We start from the raw sequence: 18,461 nt of genomic DNA on the forward strand, positions 1-18,461 counted from the left end.
TCAACTAGCACCACGGGTATATATATAGACTCCCATGACAAAAAAATTTCGTCACCATCGGAAGGATGAAAACAACCTTCTGTCGAATGGTCTCCTTGCAGCTGGGGTCATGAGGTCGTTGTATCTATGGTACGTAAAAGTCCGATATATAGACGGACCCCAGTAGTCTGGTGCACTACGGAATGTCGCTCCTTTGGAATCAAATTCCGAAGGCTAGGTGGGTTCCGTTTTTTTATCTTAAATGGTGTTTTCAGGATAGATGCAACGAAGAAGTTTAACATATCCTTGACAGAAAAGCGGTTTGTCCATTTTCGACTGTCGAAGGCAAGCCACAGACTTCTCCGTCACGCCAAGGCGTGACGGAAGACCGAACAACCACCTGCTTCACAGACCCATATATGGGGCTGGAAGCGGCGTTGTTCGGTCGCCTGACAGTCGATAAAAGCTGCAAATGGTAAATCTTCAAATTGCATCTATATAGTCCGTTTTTCTTATTTTGCTGATTGTCCAAACCGCCGGCGAATCGCCGCAATCACAAGCAAGAGCACCGGGATGATGATTTGCATCGGGATGTGCAGATAGAACGTGACAATCTTTAATCCTTCATGAATATGTTCCCAGTAGTTGCTGGCCATCGCCACCGACCACAATAAGACAAGCACCCCAAACGCATAAACAAGCCGCTGGTGGTTCGAAAACCCGAATACATGAGCCACCCCCACGATGCCGGCATAAAAAAAGATGGAGACTTTAAAAAACCCCCCGATCACTAGAGCGACCATAAAAAAGACATCAAGCCGCTCTAAAAAGTGAGCGACTCGAATGCGGCGGATCGTATCGAGCAACGGAAACGATGAACGTGACACCGCATCAGCTCCTAAGACGGCCGTATTAACGACCATAATGATCGCCAGGTTGATCCCGGTCAACACCATCCCGGCAACGGCGGCCCGCCGCGCTTTTTCCGGACGATTCAAGTATGGAAACAGCATGGTAAACACGATCATTTCGCCAAACGGCACGTACAACGTTTCCGTGAACACCGTTTTCCACACCCGTTTCCACCCTTCCTCTAACACCGGTTGGATCTGGGTGAGATCAACAACTCCGGAAGCGATAACTAAGAGGAATCCAACAACTGCCAGTATATGCAACAACGTATAAAGCAGTTCGCCGGTGCGTGCCAATACTTCAATGCCTTTATAGGCACCGTACATGACCGTCATAGCCATAAGGGCATTCAAAACAAACAGCGGCGTTTCCGGATAGGCAAACGTGAGCAACAGTTCGCCAAAATCACGCAACACACGGGCGGTGATATGGAAAAAATAGGTAATATAGAGAACTGCCAACACCTTGCCGAGCGGCTTACCGACGATATGTGTCACATAGGAAGTCAGCGGCTGATCGGGATAATAATGAAACAAACGCTCATAAACCAAAATCAGCAATAGCCCAAGAACCAGACTGAGCAAAATGGCGATCCACGCATCTTGCTTGGCGCTGGCGCCGAGCGGAATGACTATCGCACTGCCATGCTCAAACAATACGATCAGGACAAACAGCTGGCGCATATTGATTTTACTATGTTCCATCTCGCTCCATCGCTCCTCACGCTACCGTATCCAAGTTTTTAAGCCGAAAACGCTTATTTGATATATGGCGTATTCCGCAATCCCGTGCGTCGAATGGAAGCATCCACTTTCACTGTCACCGGAAGATGAGGGAAATAGCGGTCATCCCACTCTTTTTTGATTCTTTTCCACAGGCGGGGGTGGGCGCGATGCACCGCCTCGCCAAAACCAAAAACATCCGTTTTTTCATGCTGGGCCGTTTCAATCGCCTGTCTCACTTCCCGTTCAATATCCCGACCAATCGCCTTTTCCAATTGAAACAATAATCGGTAATCAGCCAAATTGATCGGGACGTACGTCTCACTGATATCCCCTTCTGTTTGGATATGAACCAAAATGGAAGGATGGCCGTTTTTCAATTCCACTTTTAACCTCGTTGTCCCTCTCATCGCTCGATAACCAATCGCTTCTTTTTTTCCTTTCCATGGGATCGTAATATTCGTTTGTTTGATTCGATCCAACACCCAAAGCACGCCTCGTTCCGTTGAGCCGTTCACCCAGCGAACAAGACGGTCTTTTTTAAATAACGCCAGCCCATCCAAGCTGATGCGAGCATCTGGCACAGAGGATTGAACGTTTGTTTGCCGTTTGCCCCGCTGTGTGTTTCCTTCAATGACAACACCCGTCAAGACTATATTTTTTCCTGAAGATGTCAAACCACGAATCGCCCACCAGGCATCAGTGTTGATTGTCTGCCCCAAGTCCATCTCGGAAAACTCCAACGTCTTAATAATTTGATTGGCGGGAATTTTGTCAATGGGTGTTAATACGCTTAACACCTCTTTCGCTGAGTGGCCATGAGCAATAACCAGCTTCGTTGTCGTCCGAAACTCTTGATTCCGTTCTATCGCATCGAATACCCCATTCAACCCTTGGCGTGCCAATTCCTCGCTGATGACCACCAAGTTGGTATGAGCGTAATACAGGATGCGCGACAACTTTTTCGAGGCTTTCCGGCTTGCCTCGACCAATGTGTCTCCGGTCGACGTATAAACGGAAATGGGCACGCCGCCCGCCCCGCCGCCACGCTGGGTGGCGCCGGCGACGTTGCCGGGGTTGACGACTTGAAACGAGGCCAAATATCTGCCGTCTTTTGTTTTATCAAGACCAACGGCAATGACAAACGCTAAGTCAGGAAGCTCCTTTTTACTCCAACAACCAGTCAACAACACCACACAAACAAAAAGGGACACAAACATGGCGATAGATCGTTTCATGATCCATCCTCCTTTTCCTGGCGTGTTGGCGCCGGAGGCTGCGGTTTCTGATCCCCTGATTGGCGAATGATATTTTTCTGGTTAATCAGGCGCGGCCGCTCGCGGTACATCCATGTCGGAATCCGAAAGAGGGTATCGCCTACATTGGTTGCAATAAATGGAGCGAGCGGCGACATGTATGGCATGCCAAATGAACGCAAGCTGCATAAATGGAGAATCATAACCAACAACCCCATCATGATGCCGTAAAACCCGAACATCGCTGCTAAAAACATCAACCCGAAGCGGATGAGGCGGGCTGAAATGGCGATGGCAAACGACGGCGTCGCAAAGCTGGCGATCGCCGTGATCGAAACGACGATTACCATCGCCGACGATACAAATCCAGCTTCAACCTCCGCCTGCCCGATGACCAAGGCACCAACAATCGACACCGCCTGTCCGACTGCACGCGGCAGCCGAATCCCCGCTTCGCGCAAAATCTCAAATGTCACTTCCATGATTAATGCCTCGACAAAAGCGGGAAACGGCACAGCCTCTCGCTGGGCGGCAATGGCGATGACAAGCTGAGTGGGGATCATTTCTTGGTGAAACGTCGTCGCCGCGATATAAATGGCCGGCGCAACGAGCGAGAGAAAAAAAATCAATACGCGCAAAAAGCGGAGAGCAGTGGCGATATCAAAACGGGCATAATAATCCTCTACCGCTTGAAAAAATTGGATAAACAAAGCCGGCACAATCAGGATAAACGGCGTCCCCTGAATCAAAATCGCAATCCGCCCCTCCAGCAAATTCGCCGCCACCACATCGGGACGCTCGGTATGGTAGATCGTCGGAAATGTCGTAAACGTTTGATCTTCGATTAACTGTTCAATATAACCGGACTCAAGCACGCTGTCCGTATCAATGCGGCGCAGGCGCGCTCTCACTTCCTCGATAACCTCGTCATTGGCAATGCCTTTGATGTACATGATCGCGACATCCGTTTGCGTCACGGTGCCGATTTGCATCGTTTCCAGCCAAAGATTGGGATTTTTAATGCGACGGCGGATCATCGCGGTGTTTGCGCGCAACGACTCCGTAAATCCCTCGCGCGGCCCGCGGACGGCGAGTTGCGTCTGTGGCTCCTCGATTGCACGATATTGGCCGCCTTTGGTGCTGGCGCTGACAGCGGACGGCACCCCATCCAACAAGATGATGGTCTCTCCGGAAAACAGCTCCAAAAACAGGTGTTCCCAATCGATGACATGCTTCACACCGCCCACCGCGGCCAACTTTTGTTCGATCCACGGAAACGATTCTTTTTCTGTTAATGACAGTGGAAATGACGCCTCTAGCAACGGCGTTAGCAAAAACTCGTACACATGTTTTTCGTCAACAAGACCATCCACAAAGACGATGGCTGCATTGATTTGCTTCTCTTGGCCAAGCGAAAACCGGCGGATGACAACATCGCTGCTTTGTCCAGTCGTTTGGCGGATGATGTCAAGGTTGACGGCTAATTCAGCTGACATCGGCTCTTGCGGGACGTCCGTTGCCTCGCCGCTATGGTCCGGTCCTTCTTGTTTCACCCTGTCATTGATCTGCTTTTTTTGTCGGCCCATTCCCCATTGAAACAGCATGTTTTTCCTCCTCACTCCGCTTCCTTTTTATCCCTCATTATGGACACGAAATCGGGAGGGTATACGCCCGTGCATCAGTTTTGAATCAATAGCAAAAACTAAAGAAAAACAGCAGGTGGAACGCCATGAAACTAATTGTTGTTTGGCTGATGTTTGCCTTGCTCGCCATAGGAACGATGGTAAGCATGGATCAGTTGATGGGGATGACCTTGCATCAATCGTTGTATATCGTGCTGAATCCCTTTCGGGCAATGGAAATGCCTGAACTATTTATTTTATCCTTGTTCATTTTTTTTCTGTTGCTCGATCTATTGAACGTTTGGATGTGGAAACGAAAAAACAAAACGTCTTGACCAACAGCCGGTGGAAAAAAGAGGAAGGTGCCCCAAAAGCAACGGGACACCTTTTCTCTTCATCGGGCGTTACCTTTTCTGTATTTGCTCCCAATGATGCCGTTGTTGCAACCACTCGCGAACATGGGTGCTGTGTGAAGATAAGGGAACGGTAAACGAATCGCCGTCGCTTTGCAGCAATTCAATATCCCCCTGCCATGTTCTCCCCCCGCGGATGATGTCCTCCACCGGCTCATTCCACAAATCTTGTTTGAGCGCCTGGACAAACGACTCGATCTCCTTCGGATCGGCCAGCACGACCACCGGACGCCCCGTTTCGACATTGCGGATCGTCACTTGGCGGATCGGAGAATAGCTCGGGCGAAGGAGCAAATAATATTGCTGCTTATATTCGTTTGAACCCATGATGCGCTGAAAATACGGCATGTACGGTTCAATCGGCACTTCGTAGCGGCGGAGGAGACGCGTGCCGTCTTTTAGCACATAGCCGATCACAATCACGTTGCCAAAACGTGACAGGAGCGGCTGATCGTGCACAAGCTGCGCATGAAGCGCCCTGACAGCTTTGATGTTGTCCTTCGTGCGCAAAAACTGATCGAATGCTTCAAACTCTCTTTCCATCAAGTTAGGATTTTGCCAATTCATCACCGACTGGCCGAAATAGACTTTCTCAATATCGGACAAATTCGGAACGTGTCTCACATATCCAACCGGATCAAGGCGCACAGTCAAAAATAAGACCGACATCACAGCGGCAAAGGCGATATACCCTTTCCATTTATGAAAAACACGCCATGTTTTCATCACGACCATTTGCGCAACGGCATACCCGATAAGCGAAAACGCAACATACCCAAAGATGATCCATCCCCACTGCCGTTGGACTTGTCCAAAGTAGAACCCGCCGGTCAAGCACATGCAAAACGCCACTCCATACACAAACAGCGGGCGAAGCACTGAAAAGGCGAGCGCCTGTCCGGCCGCTTCCGTCGGCCGCCGCTCGTACAACCAAATGGACACCCCGAAAAACAGAAGCGACAACAGCAGCAACAGTCCGGCTTCCCCCGCGCTCATCGCTTGATCCGTCAGCATCGCATAACGAATCGGCAGCGGCAGCGCCCAATCCATCAGATTTCCCGATAAATAGTACCCATCGGGGAATCCATACAACCATAACGGCAAATTGCTAAACAGCAGCACCATGATGCCTGTCGGAAAAAAGAGAGCAATATTCGTTAACACAATATGAACGATCGATTGGCCGACGAGCACGCCGACCATGACACCTAGCGCAAAAATCACCGTCTCTACGACAAGCGTCTCGCCAAGCCATCGTCCCACATCCCCCGCTCCAATCGGCCACGGGAGATCAAGTCCGTACAGACATCCGATCGCAACCAAGGCGGTCAACACGAGCGGAACCGCCAAAAAGAGCCATCCAATAAGCATCTGCCCGGCAAGCAGTTCGGTGCGGCGGATGGGCAAGCTATGGATGAAATCAGCCAACCGTTTCTCATGCATATAGCGAACCACGCCGGCCGCCGCCAAAATCGGAACGAGCCAAGCGCACAGCGCTTCCATTCCATTGGCTATATCATACACACTGTACCATTGCGGAATATTGCCGACCTTTGGGTCATATTGAGAATACGCGAGCGCCATCGGCAGCACAATCGCCGCCAGCCATAGCAGCCAGTGAATGATGGCAATCCAGCCGATTTGGCGAACATTTTGCGTCCACATGGCACGGTTAGCCGACAACCGTTTCGCGGACATCGACAACATCCCCCATTTCATACACAAAAATTTCTTCCAACGACAACGGCAAGACGTCAAGAATGAGCGGAGCAAACGAACTCACCGTCTCTTCGATGGATCGTTTCTCGCCGCGGACGACAAGAAGAACGATGCTGCCGCGCTCCTCGCGATGCACGATGTCAAGGCGTTCGGCCAACTCGCTCGGAAATCCGCCGCGAAACGCGACTTGAATTTTATGCATCCCGGCGCGCAGCTCGTTTAAATCGCGCTCCATCCGTACGGTCCCTTGCGCCATCAATCCGACGATGTCGCATAAATCTTCGAGCTCGCGCAAATTGTGCGACGAAATGACGACCGTCATCTCCCGTTCGGCCACTTCTTCTATGAGCAGCTGCTTCACATGGCGACGGACGAATACGTCGAGCCCATCAAGCGGCTCATCCATCATGAGCACGTCCGGCCGGACGGAAAAAGCAAGCCAAAACGCCGCCTGGCGCTGCATGCCTTTGGAAAACTGCTGAATCTTTTTGTTTGGATCAAGCGCAAAGACGGACTGCAATTCCAGAAACCGTCCGCGGCTGAACGAAGGGTACAGTTGCTCGTAAAAATCCGCCATTTGCCGAATTGTCGCGTGCGGAAAAAAGTAGACAAAGTCTGGCAAAAACAAAAGGCGTTGCTTGATGCGGACATTTTCCCACACATCCTCCCCGTCCACTGCAATCGTTCCGCGATCTTGGCGGAGAATGCCTGCCATCATCTTTAGCAGCGTCGTTTTTCCGGCGCCGTTCGGGCCGAGCAGCCCGTAAATCGCTCCTTTTGGCACCATCATGTTCGCGCCCTTGACAGCGGCAAATCGATCAAACATTTTCGTCACGTCCACAAGTTGAATCACGATTCTCCCTCCTCTTTCTCCCCTTCTCGAATCCATTGCCATAACTGCTCATTTGTCACCCCTAAAAACCGTGCTTCCTTGACAAGGCGGACAAACTGCTCACGGACCGCAGCGATCGCCTCGATGTTTGGTTCTTTCGAGCGCGGGGCAACGAAGCTGCCTTTCCCTGGAATCGAATAAATCCAGCCGTCACGTTCCAGTTCGCGGTACGCTTTTTGAATCGTATTTGGGTTGATCATCAGCTGTTTCGCCATCGTCCTGACCGATGGCAGCTGATCGTGCGGCTGCCATAGTTCGCGAACGATCATTTCTTTCATTTTGTCAATCAGCTGCTCGTAAATCGGCTGGCGGCTTCGCAAATCGAGCTCAAACATCTCCCCTCCTCCTGTCATTGTCACAACCGTACTATAACCAATAGTACACATAAAACAGAAGAAAGGCAAGAATTTTTTCCAAAATAAAGAAAGAATCCATTCCTGGATTCTTTCTTCCTCTCATTCCGGCGCCGTTTGCCGCCTCGTTGACCGTTGCCGCTCGGCGGGCTGATACGTCTGAACAAACAGCCCATCTCCTTCGAGCCACTCGGCGATCAACACGTCTTTTGGCGAGGCAATTCCTTGTTTTTGCAGTTTGGCGGCCAGCCATTGCTCCGTTTTCCCAAGCTCCGCTAATTCGTCTGCCAACAGCTGGCCATCCCGGATCAGCGTCACCGGGACATACACCGGGTGGAGCGGCAGCTGGAAATCTTCACGCCGATCGTCAAATGAAGCCATTTCATGCTGCGCCCCCTTGCATGCCGTTGATGTTCGCCCTTTCTTCCCTGTATTGTGCCCCCTGCCGCCTGAGAAGTTTCGCTGTTGGGTTGCCGTTTGCGCGGATAAATTCCCCTGGACTGGAAACACTATCGTTTTAGAAAGCCAATCAGCGGCATTTCATCAGAAAAGAAGCCGGTTCAGCAAGGTTTCTGGAATCAGCAGCCTTTTGCCCTACATCCCCCGCCCTTTGGAGATTGCATGGAAAGAAAGGGATCCATGATGAACGGACAGCCGCTTAGCGCTCTGCAACTGTTATTTATGGTCATGCTGTCGGTCGGGCTGATGAATCATGTCATCATCATCCCCTTTATGCTTGAGGCCGCCCACCGCGATGCGTGGATCGCCGCCTTGGGAGCGTTGGCGTGTTTGCTCGTTTGGCTGCCGCTGCTTTATTTCACCATCCGACAACTGAACGGCGAGCGGCTGTTTGACTGGCTCAAGGCCCGATTTTCGAGCGCGGCTGCTTATGCGATGGCCGGTGTCAGCAGCGCATTCTTGCTTCTTCATAGTTTTGTCACGTTAAACGATACGGTCACGTTTACCACCACCTCTTATTTGACGGCGACGCCGAGATGGGCGCTGATTTTGGTCATCGTGGCCGTTTGTTTTTATAACTCGTACCAAGGCATCGACTCGATTGCCAACACTTCCATGATCATTTGCCCGTTCGTCATCGTGTTTGGTTTTTTCGTTATGCTCTCGACCACGCCTCATAAAGATTATTCACTGCTCAGACCAACGCTTGAACATGGTGTTGGACCTGTGCTCAACGGCATGATGTACGCCGGAGCGGGATATGTGGAAGTGATCGTTCTATTGTTTCTCTCCCATCGCCTGCCTCGCCCATTTTCATGGAAGGCGCTTGCCGCCATCGCTGTTTTCACAGCCGGGCTGAGCATCGGGCCGACGATTGGCACCATCACCGAATTTGGCCCCGAGCAGGCGACGCGCCTTCGCTATCCGGCGTTTGAGCAATGGCGGATGGTCAGTTTAGGGACGTACATTGAGCATGTGGACTTTCTGTCGGTCTATCAATGGCTGTCCGGCGCCTTTATCCGCATCTCCTTATCGACAGCGCTGATTGTGGAATTGTTTCCGATCCGCCATCCGCAAACCCGCCGTTGGGTGCTCATTGTCCTCTACTTGGCGATCACATTGGCGGCGCTGGCGCCGGTCAGCGATGAACAGTTTTTGCATTTTGTCAAACATGGGGTGCTGCCGGCATCGCTGCTGTTTAGTCTTGCGCTGTCCGTTGTGTTAAGTGGTTTCGCTTTGTTGGCATATCGAAAAAAGAAAAGAGGGGTGGCAGGATGAAACGACCCATGCGAGCCGCCGAAGGCAAACGGTTGAAAGACGATTACACGGGGCTCGAGACCGTCATCATCTCCGAAGAGGCGTTGCGCACGATGTACGCCAAATGCCCGGATGTCATCATGACGGAAGCCGCGATTCCAACCTCTTTTGACGGCTCGGCGGCTGTCGTGCACTTGCTGTTTATTTATTGTGAAGAACTGTGCGATACGCAAATGCTGCAAAAGGCCATTTATCCGATGTTCCGCGAGCTGTGCGAACAGCATCCGTGCTTTACGGCTGCTGACATCGAGGCCCGCAAACCGGCGGCGCTTGAGTATATGGGAAAAGAAGTGCGGATCGATGATCTCAACTTCAGGCTGTTTAGCGGCGATTTGCTCATTTATTTCCATGAAGCCGATGTCTTGTACACGATGCCGCTCGCCAGCCCGCCCAGCCGCGATCCGGAAGAGCCGAACACGGAAGTATCGATTCGTGGACCCAAAGATGGATTTATTGAAGAAATCAGCAAAAATGTCGCCCTCATTCGCAAGCGGCTGCGCTCACACCGGCTCGTCTACGAACCGTTTGTCATCGGCACACGCAGCCAGACAAAAGTCGGGCTCCTCTATGTCGATGATATTGCCAATACAGAAATCATCGACGAGGTGAGAAGCCGTCTGCTCAGTTTGTACATCGACTCGGTGACAAGCACCAACCAAATTGAAGAGTGGTTTTCCGACACCCGTTTTTCTTTGTTCCCGATGTTCGGCTACACCGGGCGGCCCGATTTTGCCGTCAATTCGCTCCTCAACGGCCGTTTTATCATCTTGGTGGACGGGGCGCCGACCGCCTTGATCGGACCGGGCAATTTAACGTTTTTGCTGAACACGGCGGAAGACAACAACACGCTTTTCTTGTTTGTCGTGTTTCAGCGCCTGCTTCGGCTCGTCGGCACTTCGGTCGCCATTTATTTGCCGGGCGCCTGGGTCGCCTTGACCTGCTTCCATCCGGACCAGCTTCCGTTCACCTTGCTGGCGACGCTCATTTTGTCGCGCCAAGGAGTGCCGCTTCCGGTGCCGCTGGAGATGTTTGTGATGATGATTTTGTTTGAGGTGTTTAAGGAAGCCGGGATGCGGCTGCCAATCGCCATCGGGCAGACGCTGTCCGTCGTCGGCGGCTTAATCATCGGCCAGGCGGCGATCAACACCGGGCTCGCCGCCCCGGCCACACTCGTCATTGCCGCCATTTCCGTCATCTCGACATTCACGCTCGTCAATCAAAATATGGCCGGCAGTGTCACCTTGCTGCGCTTTATTGTCTTGACGGCTTCCACCGTTCTTGGCCTGTTTGGCTTCATTCTGTCGCTGTTTTTCATCTTGACTTATGCGGTCAACTTGCGCACCTGCGGCGTTCCGTATCTCACGCCGCTGGCGCCGCCATCAAAAGATATCAGGAAAGTCTTTATCCCGAGTACATGGAAGCAGTTCCGCACGCGCAACCGCATTGTGCACCCAAATGATCTCATTGCGAAAGAGAGGGAACAAAAATGAGGAAGCGGCTCTTTCCCGTCATCGCTTCCGTCATCTTGCTCAGCGGCTGTTGGGACACGCGCAACATCGATCACATTGTGTATATTCATGCCATTGGGGTGGATTATAAAGATGGCCAAGTGGTCGCCTACGTTCAGCTGGTTGGTTTCACCGCCCTCGCCAAAGTCGAGGCCGGAGGCGGCAAAGAGAAAGCGGCCGTTTCCATCGGCAAAGCCGCTGGCGAAACGTTTAATATCGCGACCGACAAAATCTACCCTTCCATTCAACAAAGGGTGTCATGGGGCCATGTAAAAAGCATTGTCTTTACCAAACGGGCCTTGCAAAAAGGCATCGTGGCCGATGTGATCGACGTGCTGAACCGTTACAACGAAATTCGCCATACAGCATGGGTGTACGCCACCGATGAGCCGCTGTCCGAGCTGTTTGAAGCGACGCCGCTGTTAAACGCTTCCTCGTATTATTCGCTGTTGTCCAATCCGGAAGAAATCTTTCAACAAAGTTCGTTTATCCGCCCGATCCGGCTCAGCCGGCTGATTGTCGATATGGATGAAAAAGCCGATACGGCAAGGCTTCCGTATTTAACGCTCGACCGCCGGCGCTGGATCGAAAATAAAAAGCCGAAACCGATGCTCGCTGTTTCCGGCGTGTGTTTTGTCCACCATTACAGCCTCCAGCAATGTGTCCGCCGTTCCGATCTAGAGGGACTTCGCTGGCTCGAACACGACATTCGCCGCACCCCGATTTATGTCAAACAAAAAGGGAAAACGGTCGCCTCTCTTGTCGTCCGGGACCCGAAAACGAAATGGTCGGTCAAAGTGAAGGATGGAGAGCCTGCGTTTACTGTCCAAGTGCAGGCGCAAGGCGCCATCACCGAACTGCGCAAACCGCTCTCGCGAAAACAACTGACCAAACTGGCGGAACAAACGGTGAAGCAGGAGATCCGCCGCTTGTATGAACTTGGCAAGAAGCAGCAGATCGATATATTGAATCTGTCGGAGCAGCTGTATCGCCAGCGTCCGGATCTCTGGAAAAAACATCAGATCAACGGCCTCATCCCACTCCATAACAACACGCTATTCGTAAACGTCGAGCTCGTCATCAGTGCATCTGGAAAAGAAAAGCTGAATTACCGCGCTGGCGATTGAAAAGACAAAAATGAAGCGCCCTCTTGCCTGCGCTCACGCTGGGAAATGGGGCTTTCTCTGGTGGCAAGGATCAAGTATAATTTAGCCATATTAAGATCTATGGTTGGAACGGGGGAGAACGATGGGGGTTCATACGGAACGAACAAGCGCCGTCAGCATGACCGTCTACCCGATTTTTGTTCGCATCAGCCTCGGCCACTTTTTGAACGATGCGATGCAGGCGGTCATCCCGGCGCTCTTTCCGATTTTGCGCTCGACGGCGGCTTCGTTTACGCTCGCTGCCGCTCCTTGGCGGTTTGGCTGCTGAAAGACCGGACATAGCCAATGCATATTTTTCTTTCAATCTCTTTCCGCTATAATGAAAGGTGATGATGTCTATTCAGTTAGGAGATTTTTCGTATGGCCGGTTTATACATTAACCAGCACGTCTTGAACAACTTATTTTATATTTTAGTCACGATCTTTGCCTTTTCCTTTATTTATGACCATAGTCGAGCGATCCGGCAGCGCCCGCTCTATGGCCAAGCGCTGCTTGGCGCTTGCTTGGCGTTGGCGGCCGTTTTGTGCATGAAATTTCCGATTTACATGGATCCGCTGTGCGTCCATGATTTCCGGCAAATTCCGTTTTTGCTTGGGACATTGTATGGCGGCGGCGCGGTCGGGGCGGTGCTGTTTGTTGTCTTGATGCTGGCACGCACCGTTTTGTACGGATTTCAGCCGCTTACGTTGATCGTTTACACCATCATGTTTGCCATAGCGGCGGCCGCCTCGCCGCTGTTTCGCAAGCTACCGCGGCCGAGCAAGCTCGTTATGTCGCTTGGGCTGACGTTTTTGCTCGCGGTGCTGACGACATTTGTCGCCGTGATGATTGCTGATTTTCCGGTAACGAGGCCGTATATCGCGTATTTCATTATAATGCCGCCATTCGTCATGATGTTCGCTGTCTATTTGATGGAGACGCTTCATGAGGCACAGCTCGCTCGAGCGGAGCTGATGAAGATGGAAAAAATGGAGATCGTCAGCCAAATGGCAGCCAGCATTTCCCATGAAATCCGCAACCCGCTCACCGTCGTCAAAGGATTCATCCAGCTGCTGCAAACGGGTCGGCTGCCGCGCGAAACCGAAGAGCGGTACATTCGCATCGCCTTAGAGGAACTCGAGCGGGCGGAAGCCATCATCCGCGACTATTTGACGTTTGCCAAACCGGCGCCAAAAGAGACCGAGCCGATTGATGTCGCCACCCAGCTTCAGAAAGTGCTGCAAATGATTACGCCAATGGCGCATATGCATTCGATCCATGTATCCTCTTCCCTCGAACATGGTGTCGTTATCGGAAACGTACAATATTTCCAACAGTGTTTTCTCAAGGTTCATCACCAAAAGTTGTACTTGCACCTGTCATGAAAGTATGTTAGCTGTTTCTAGCCGAACCCGCAATGCAAAACGCTGGATATTTCTGTATCCGTATCCCCGACGTTTCATCAGCTTGATCTTGTTATTTGTTCCCTCCATTTTCCCATTTGAATAAGGGGATAAAATGCACGATATGATTTCGTCTGTTCGTTTGACGAGTGATTTTGCGATGGCGCGAACAGCAGAACAAGGACAAAACAAATACCGATGAACCCAGGCGTTCAAACGACGTTTCGCTTGTCGCTCGTTTTGGCTTTTGGATACATAACGAAAATGTTGAAGGGATTGATAGACAGCCTGCAAGGAATCACTCTCTTTCTGCCACTCCCGCACCGTTTGGCGCTCCTCCTCGGTGAGTTTCTCGGGGCACTGGGTCAATAAGCGGCAAACATGCCGAACATGCCCATGTTTCTTGTTCCCTTTTCCGAAGGATTTGCGGCATCGATCCAACGCTTCCGTAAACAATTGAATCACATGAAAATAATCGACCACATGCTTCGCTTCCGGACACACCCCTTGAATGGCTTTTTTCATCGCTGGAGCCAAATCACTCACGACATACTGAACAGAACCAGACACAGGAGCCAACACACGTCCAATGGCTTCCTCGTTCTTTCCTGCTTCAACGGCATACACTTCTCCCGTTTCGGCATCCATGACTGCCACTCCGTAATCATGTCCTTTTCGAAACGCAAACTCATCGACACAAACTGCCTTTGGTTGGATGTCATTCGATAGGAAGGAAGGGGCATGGGTATAAAACCAGCGTTCAACGGTCGTGTACGGAAGCTTGAGCATACGAGCCACCGCCTGAATGGATGTTCCGATGCAAGATTGCGCCACCCATTGCTGAAACGCATCCGTCGCTGCACTTCGAGGGGAAATTCCGGGATAAGACGTGCTGAATGTCATGCCACATGTACAACAACGTCTACGCTCCACAGGGAGTTCCACCCAAAAGATGCCGATCCGTTGAGCATACCCATGCATCCATTGCTTCTTTTTTCCTGTCATTTTGATCGTGCGTTTCAAGCAAACAGGACATAACGGGCATTGTTCAGGAAGAGAAAGTTCGAAAATCCAACGTTCTTCTTCTTTTCGCACCTTTTGAATCAAAACATCTGGTAAATCGATGAGTTCTTTGATAAACTGAGCGTACATGCGAATTTTCCTCCAATGGTTTGGTTTGGACACCTTTACCATACAGGAAAATTCGCATTTTTTGTACCCTCTATTTTCTCTATGCACACCGATCTTCAATGATCAAGTACAACTTGTGGTGAAGAGCCTTTTTTTATTTTTAGGTATAATTTTTCACACTATGTAACACGAAAGTATCTACTTGTTAAATGGAATGATGTGCCTAATAATATCAGTATCGCCACATGAATGGGCGATACGTTGCTAGATGGATAATGAGGTAGCGTCAAAAGTTCTATGAAAACTCCACACAGATCATCCCATTGAGCATCGTGGGGCATGCGGAGGGCCGGATTCGCCCTTGACCAACACCCGCCAAAGGTGCGGAAGAGTCGTCAAGGGCGACGGGGACAAAAAAGAAGGCAATAAGAAAGCCGCCCTTGCCATGACCGAATTTTACCTTTGGCGGTGTTCGGTTGGTCAAGGGTTCGCTTCGCCGAATCCGGCAGGAGTTCTGTTCAACGGGCTCCAGAGGACAAAAAAGTCAGGCCGCCTCTTGTTGGAGAAACGCTTGTGCCATGGCGATCAGCTTCGTCCACCGGGCCGGCATATGCGGAAGATCCGCCAGTTCCGGGATGACGACCGGCACCCGGCCTTCGAGCGCGCTGTGTGGGCGCAGAAAGTTGAAATACGCCACAAACAGCGTCACAAAGGACACCGAGCCTTCTTCCGCACCAAACCCATGGGTCGGGCGGTAGTTGCCTTTAAAGGTCCGGTTGAATCGCTCGATGATCTGCTTGAGAGGGCGAAACTCTTCCGAGACCGGATCCTCATTGGTCAGCCCGATCACTTGGCGGACGTCAAATGAAATCCCGTGTTGGGCGAAGAAGTGTTGCGCCAGCAGATAAATCGGGTTGCCATCCACGACGAACGACAAGTCGTCTGGGAGGGACGCTAGCTTCCTGAGGACATCATCGATGGCCTTGATGGCCGAGAGCGTGTCCCGGTTGGGCGAGACGCGATACGACAGCACGATCTTTTTGACGGCGTCAAACATAAAGAACAGGTAATGCCAGCGCCCTTTGACGCGAATATACGTCTCGTCCCCGCAAAACGAACCGGACAGCTCATACGGGAACCGGTCGACAAAGGGCTTGATCCAAAGCGCGACGCTGTTGGCGTAGTTGAGCACCGTCTGATGGGAGATCGAGACGCCATGGATGTCCTTCATGGCGGCGGCGGTCTCCCTCGAGGACATCCCAAAGTTGACGTAGTACGTCAACACGAGCCCCAACACGTGCGGCGACGCAGCCAGCCGGGACAAATCGACCTTCGGCTTGATGAGCGACGAGGAAGCCAACGGGAGAAAGTCAAACAAGAACTCTCGAAACAAATACCGCACCTTGAAGGCTTGAGGATCCTGTTGAAACTGTTGGCGCTCCTTCTTCGTCATCCGGCGAAGGTTGGCCTGGTAAAACGGGCAAGCGTTGTTCTTGCACTTATAGATGTTGTATTCTTTGCGTTCCTTGATTTTTTCCAGCGTCTTTTTGCAGTGCGGGCAGCGAAAGACCGCTTGCTTGGTGAACCGATTTCGGTGGTTGAACCGGCACTGGCACACTTTGCATTGGTATTGCCCTTTTCCGCCGTTATTGGCGTACAGGTAAGAAGAGGGAGCCTGGCAGCGAGGGCAGGTCAACGAATCCGGAACACGGTGTTTCGCATTCGCGCGGCGCTGGATGGGCCGTAAAGGACGTCCGTGCTGGGCTTCATAGTCTGCCAACAGCTTTCGGTAATCAAGGGTTTCCGGCACATCGATGATCGGAAGGTCATCGACCTGAAGTTTCCGGTACGGCTTTTGGATGGGTTCGTCCAAGTCCTCGAGATTCAAGGATTTTCCCACGATCACACCCATCAAATACACAATGATTTGATATTGGGTCTTGATTATTTCGAGCAAATAGGCTAATAATTGAGGTAACAAAGCTTGTCACTCCTTTGTTTTGGCTGTTGGGTGTCGTTACCTCAATGATGGCCGAAAACAACGGGGGTGGCAAGCTTTTTTTCTTCCAACCGTTGAAACTCAAGGGAAAACCGTGAGTGTGGAGGATAAACTTTTGACAATACCGATAATGAGAGAGGAGGGATAAGAATGTATCGAAAGGAGTTTTATGTCTTTGACCAAGATCGTCCTGTTCCAGCGGTGATCCGAAATTATGAAGAAAAGGACTTTCCTGGATTAATCCGCATTCAACAGGAAAGTTTTCCTCCGCCATTCCCGTCTGAATTATGGTGGAATACGGAACAGCTGAAAAACCATGTGACACTCTTTCCGGAGGGAGCCTTATGTGTTGAGGTGAATGGCGAAATTGCGGGGTCAATGACAGGGCTTATTGTCGACTTTGACCCCAGCCATCCGGACCATACATGGGAAGAGATCACGGATCATGGATATATCCGCAACCATAACCCAAACGGGAATACGCTTTATGTCGTTGATATTGGCGTGCGCCCTGCCTACCGCAAATGGGGGCTGGGAAAATGGCTGATGCTATCCATGTATGAAGTGGTTGTTCATTTGGGACTAGAGCGGCTGTTAGGCGGAGGGAGGATGCCTGGCTATCATAAAAAAGCGCATGAGATGACAGCGGAGCAATATCTCGAAGCGGTAGTAAAAGGCAAATTGAAAGATCCTGTTATTACCTTCCTGCTTCGCTGCGGCCGCACACCTGTCAAAGTGGTGGCGAACTATTTAGAAGATGAAGAATCGTGCAATTATGCTGCACTGATGGAATGGAAAAATCCTTTTTATCGCGCAAAATCTTAAAGGAGAATGATGAAAATGGAGTATCGCAGAATTACGAGCATTGAAGACCCTTTGTTTAAGAAAATGCATCAATTGATGCAAAATGTATTTCCTCCGGAAGAAGTATTGGCATTTGATTTGTGGAAAGAGCCTCTGGAAGATCCGGGAATTCGTGTGTGCGTTGCTGTTCACGAAGGAGAGGTAGTAGGCGCAACGGAGTACCGTTATTATGAAGATTTAAATGTCGCGATGACAGATTTCACCATTATCGGCCAAGCAGGACTGGGGATCGGCCGGTTTTTAGCCAAAAAGCGGCTGGAGGATTTACAAAATTGGGCCGCTGCAAATGGAAAGCAGTTGTATGGCATGTTCGCCGAGATTTATGATCCTTATCGGGTGAAGCATTATGAATTTGGCGGGATTAAGCCGATGGATCCATATGTTCGTCGTGAGGTATTATCTCATTTGGGATATAAGCGGCTTGACTTCCCTTATGTCCATCCATCTTGGAACAATGATGGAGAAGCCGTAACCGGGCTTGATCTTTGTTTCCTTCCGATGGACGATAGCGTGAATGAACTTCCAGCGGATCTTGTTGTGAAGTTTTTGAAACGTTATTATTCTGTCTTATCGAACAAACCAAGGGATTGGTATGAAATGATGGAAAAACTAGAGGCGAAAAACACCATACCGCTATTACCGATTTAAACCTTAATAAAAACACCATGCTTATGGAACCTTAAAAAAATTCTTCCAACTTCAGCGCGTCTTTTATCGTTTCCCTATCGAAAGCAGCAAAAATGCTATTTCGCTGCTGGAAAGGGGT

Annotated in this window: 15 protein-coding genes and 2 pseudogenes; 8 read left to right on the forward strand and 9 right to left on the reverse strand. The window is 50.8% G+C overall.

The annotated features are described in order from the left end of the window. Positions 1-491 precede the first annotated feature (491 nt). The 3 genes from NSQ51_RS09355 to NSQ51_RS09365 are packed head-to-tail and all read right to left on the reverse strand — an operon-like array spanning position 492 to position 4,473. On the reverse strand, positions 492-1,595 hold the full coding sequence (locus NSQ51_RS09355; protein WP_033015161.1) for a GerAB/ArcD/ProY family transporter: 1,104 nt from the start codon (positions 1,593-1,595) through the stop codon (positions 492-494). A gap of 53 nt (positions 1,596-1,648) precedes the next feature. After that, on the reverse strand, positions 1,649-2,851 hold the full coding sequence (locus NSQ51_RS09360) for a Ger(x)C family spore germination protein (protein WP_049625542.1): 1,203 nt from the start codon (positions 2,849-2,851) through the stop codon (positions 1,649-1,651). Beyond that, on the reverse strand, positions 2,848-4,473 hold the full coding sequence (locus tag NSQ51_RS09365) for a spore germination protein (RefSeq protein WP_121650136.1): 1,626 nt from the start codon (positions 4,471-4,473) through the stop codon (positions 2,848-2,850). The genes NSQ51_RS09360 and NSQ51_RS09365 overlap by 4 nt, the downstream gene beginning before the upstream one ends. 125 nt (positions 4,474-4,598) lie before the next feature. On the opposite strand from NSQ51_RS09365, the gene NSQ51_RS09370 reads away from it, so the two are divergent. Beyond that, entirely contained in the window at positions 4,599-4,826 is a 228-nt protein-coding gene (locus tag NSQ51_RS09370; protein ID WP_033015165.1) for a hypothetical protein, read from the forward strand. A gap of 69 nt (positions 4,827-4,895) precedes the next feature. On the opposite strand, the gene NSQ51_RS09375 is transcribed toward NSQ51_RS09370, so the two are convergent. The 4 genes from NSQ51_RS09375 to NSQ51_RS09390 all read right to left on the reverse strand — a co-directional run bounded on the left by NSQ51_RS09375 (position 4,896) and on the right by NSQ51_RS09390 (position 8,249). Next, positions 4,896-6,602, reverse strand: a complete 1,707-nt coding sequence (locus tag NSQ51_RS09375; protein ID WP_121650137.1) for an ABC transporter permease — start codon at positions 6,600-6,602, stop codon at positions 4,896-4,898. Beyond that, positions 6,577-7,476, reverse strand: coding sequence for an ABC transporter ATP-binding protein (locus tag NSQ51_RS09380; protein WP_049626705.1), 900 nt, complete (start codon positions 7,474-7,476; stop codon positions 6,577-6,579). Before NSQ51_RS09380 ends, NSQ51_RS09375 begins: the two co-directional genes overlap by 26 nt. Further along, positions 7,473-7,850 carry a GntR family transcriptional regulator gene (locus NSQ51_RS09385; RefSeq protein ID WP_061567361.1) on the reverse strand — a complete coding sequence of 126 codons (378 nt, stop codon included), beginning with the start codon at positions 7,848-7,850 and terminating at the stop codon, positions 7,473-7,475. The genes NSQ51_RS09380 and NSQ51_RS09385 overlap by 4 nt, the downstream gene beginning before the upstream one ends. Before the next feature lie 120 nt (positions 7,851-7,970). Further along, positions 7,971-8,249: a YetF domain-containing protein gene (locus NSQ51_RS09390; RefSeq protein ID WP_049626706.1), complete on the reverse strand. Its 279-nt coding sequence runs from the start codon at positions 8,247-8,249 to the stop codon at positions 7,971-7,973. A 261-nt stretch (positions 8,250-8,510) separates the two neighbouring features. Between NSQ51_RS09390 and NSQ51_RS09395 the strand changes: the two genes are divergently transcribed. The 5 genes and pseudogenes from NSQ51_RS09395 to NSQ51_RS09415 all read left to right on the forward strand — a co-directional run. After that, entirely contained in the window at positions 8,511-9,605 is a 1,095-nt protein-coding gene (locus NSQ51_RS09395; protein ID WP_033015170.1) for an endospore germination permease, read from the forward strand. After that, positions 9,602-11,134: a spore germination protein gene (locus NSQ51_RS09400; RefSeq protein WP_049626707.1), complete on the forward strand. Its 1,533-nt coding sequence runs from the start codon at positions 9,602-9,604 to the stop codon at positions 11,132-11,134. The genes NSQ51_RS09395 and NSQ51_RS09400 overlap by 4 nt, the downstream gene beginning before the upstream one ends. Further along, a complete protein-coding gene (locus NSQ51_RS09405) occupies positions 11,131-12,279 on the forward strand; it encodes a Ger(x)C family spore germination protein (RefSeq protein ID WP_049626708.1) in 1,149 nt (382 codons plus the stop codon). Before NSQ51_RS09400 ends, NSQ51_RS09405 begins: the two co-directional genes overlap by 4 nt. Positions 12,280-12,400: 121 nt before the next feature. Continuing rightward, positions 12,401-12,538 (forward strand): annotated as a pseudogene (locus NSQ51_RS09410) (MFS transporter); the annotation flags it as partial. A 140-nt stretch (positions 12,539-12,678) separates the two neighbouring features. Beyond that, positions 12,679-13,644, forward strand: a pseudogene (locus NSQ51_RS09415) (histidine kinase dimerization/phospho-acceptor domain-containing protein); the annotation flags it as partial. A gap of 33 nt (positions 13,645-13,677) precedes the next feature. Here NSQ51_RS09415 and NSQ51_RS09420 read toward each other — a convergent pair. Together NSQ51_RS09420 and NSQ51_RS09425 are read right to left on the reverse strand one after the other, a co-directional pair. After that, on the reverse strand, positions 13,678-14,853 hold the full coding sequence (locus tag NSQ51_RS09420) for an ISL3 family transposase (RefSeq protein ID WP_050367390.1): 1,176 nt from the start codon (positions 14,851-14,853) through the stop codon (positions 13,678-13,680). A 523-nt stretch (positions 14,854-15,376) separates the two neighbouring features. Further along, positions 15,377-16,813, reverse strand: coding sequence for a DDE-type integrase/transposase/recombinase (locus NSQ51_RS09425; protein WP_047817981.1), 1,437 nt, complete (start codon positions 16,811-16,813; stop codon positions 15,377-15,379). A gap of 168 nt (positions 16,814-16,981) precedes the next feature. Between NSQ51_RS09425 and NSQ51_RS09430 the strand changes: the two genes are divergently transcribed. Both NSQ51_RS09430 and NSQ51_RS09435 read left to right on the forward strand, forming a co-directional pair. Next, positions 16,982-17,656, forward strand: coding sequence for a GNAT family N-acetyltransferase (locus NSQ51_RS09430; RefSeq protein ID WP_015375151.1), 675 nt, complete (start codon positions 16,982-16,984; stop codon positions 17,654-17,656). A 15-nt stretch (positions 17,657-17,671) separates the two neighbouring features. Then, the gene (locus NSQ51_RS09435; protein WP_033015477.1) at positions 17,672-18,343 is read left to right on the forward strand and encodes a hypothetical protein; all 672 of its coding nucleotides are present in this window, start codon (positions 17,672-17,674) and stop codon (positions 18,341-18,343) included. Positions 18,344-18,461 lie beyond the last annotated feature (118 nt).

Source organism: Geobacillus sp. FSL K6-0789 (assembly GCF_038593135.1).
Lineage (GTDB): Bacteria > Bacillota > Bacilli > Bacillales > Anoxybacillaceae > Geobacillus > Geobacillus stearothermophilus.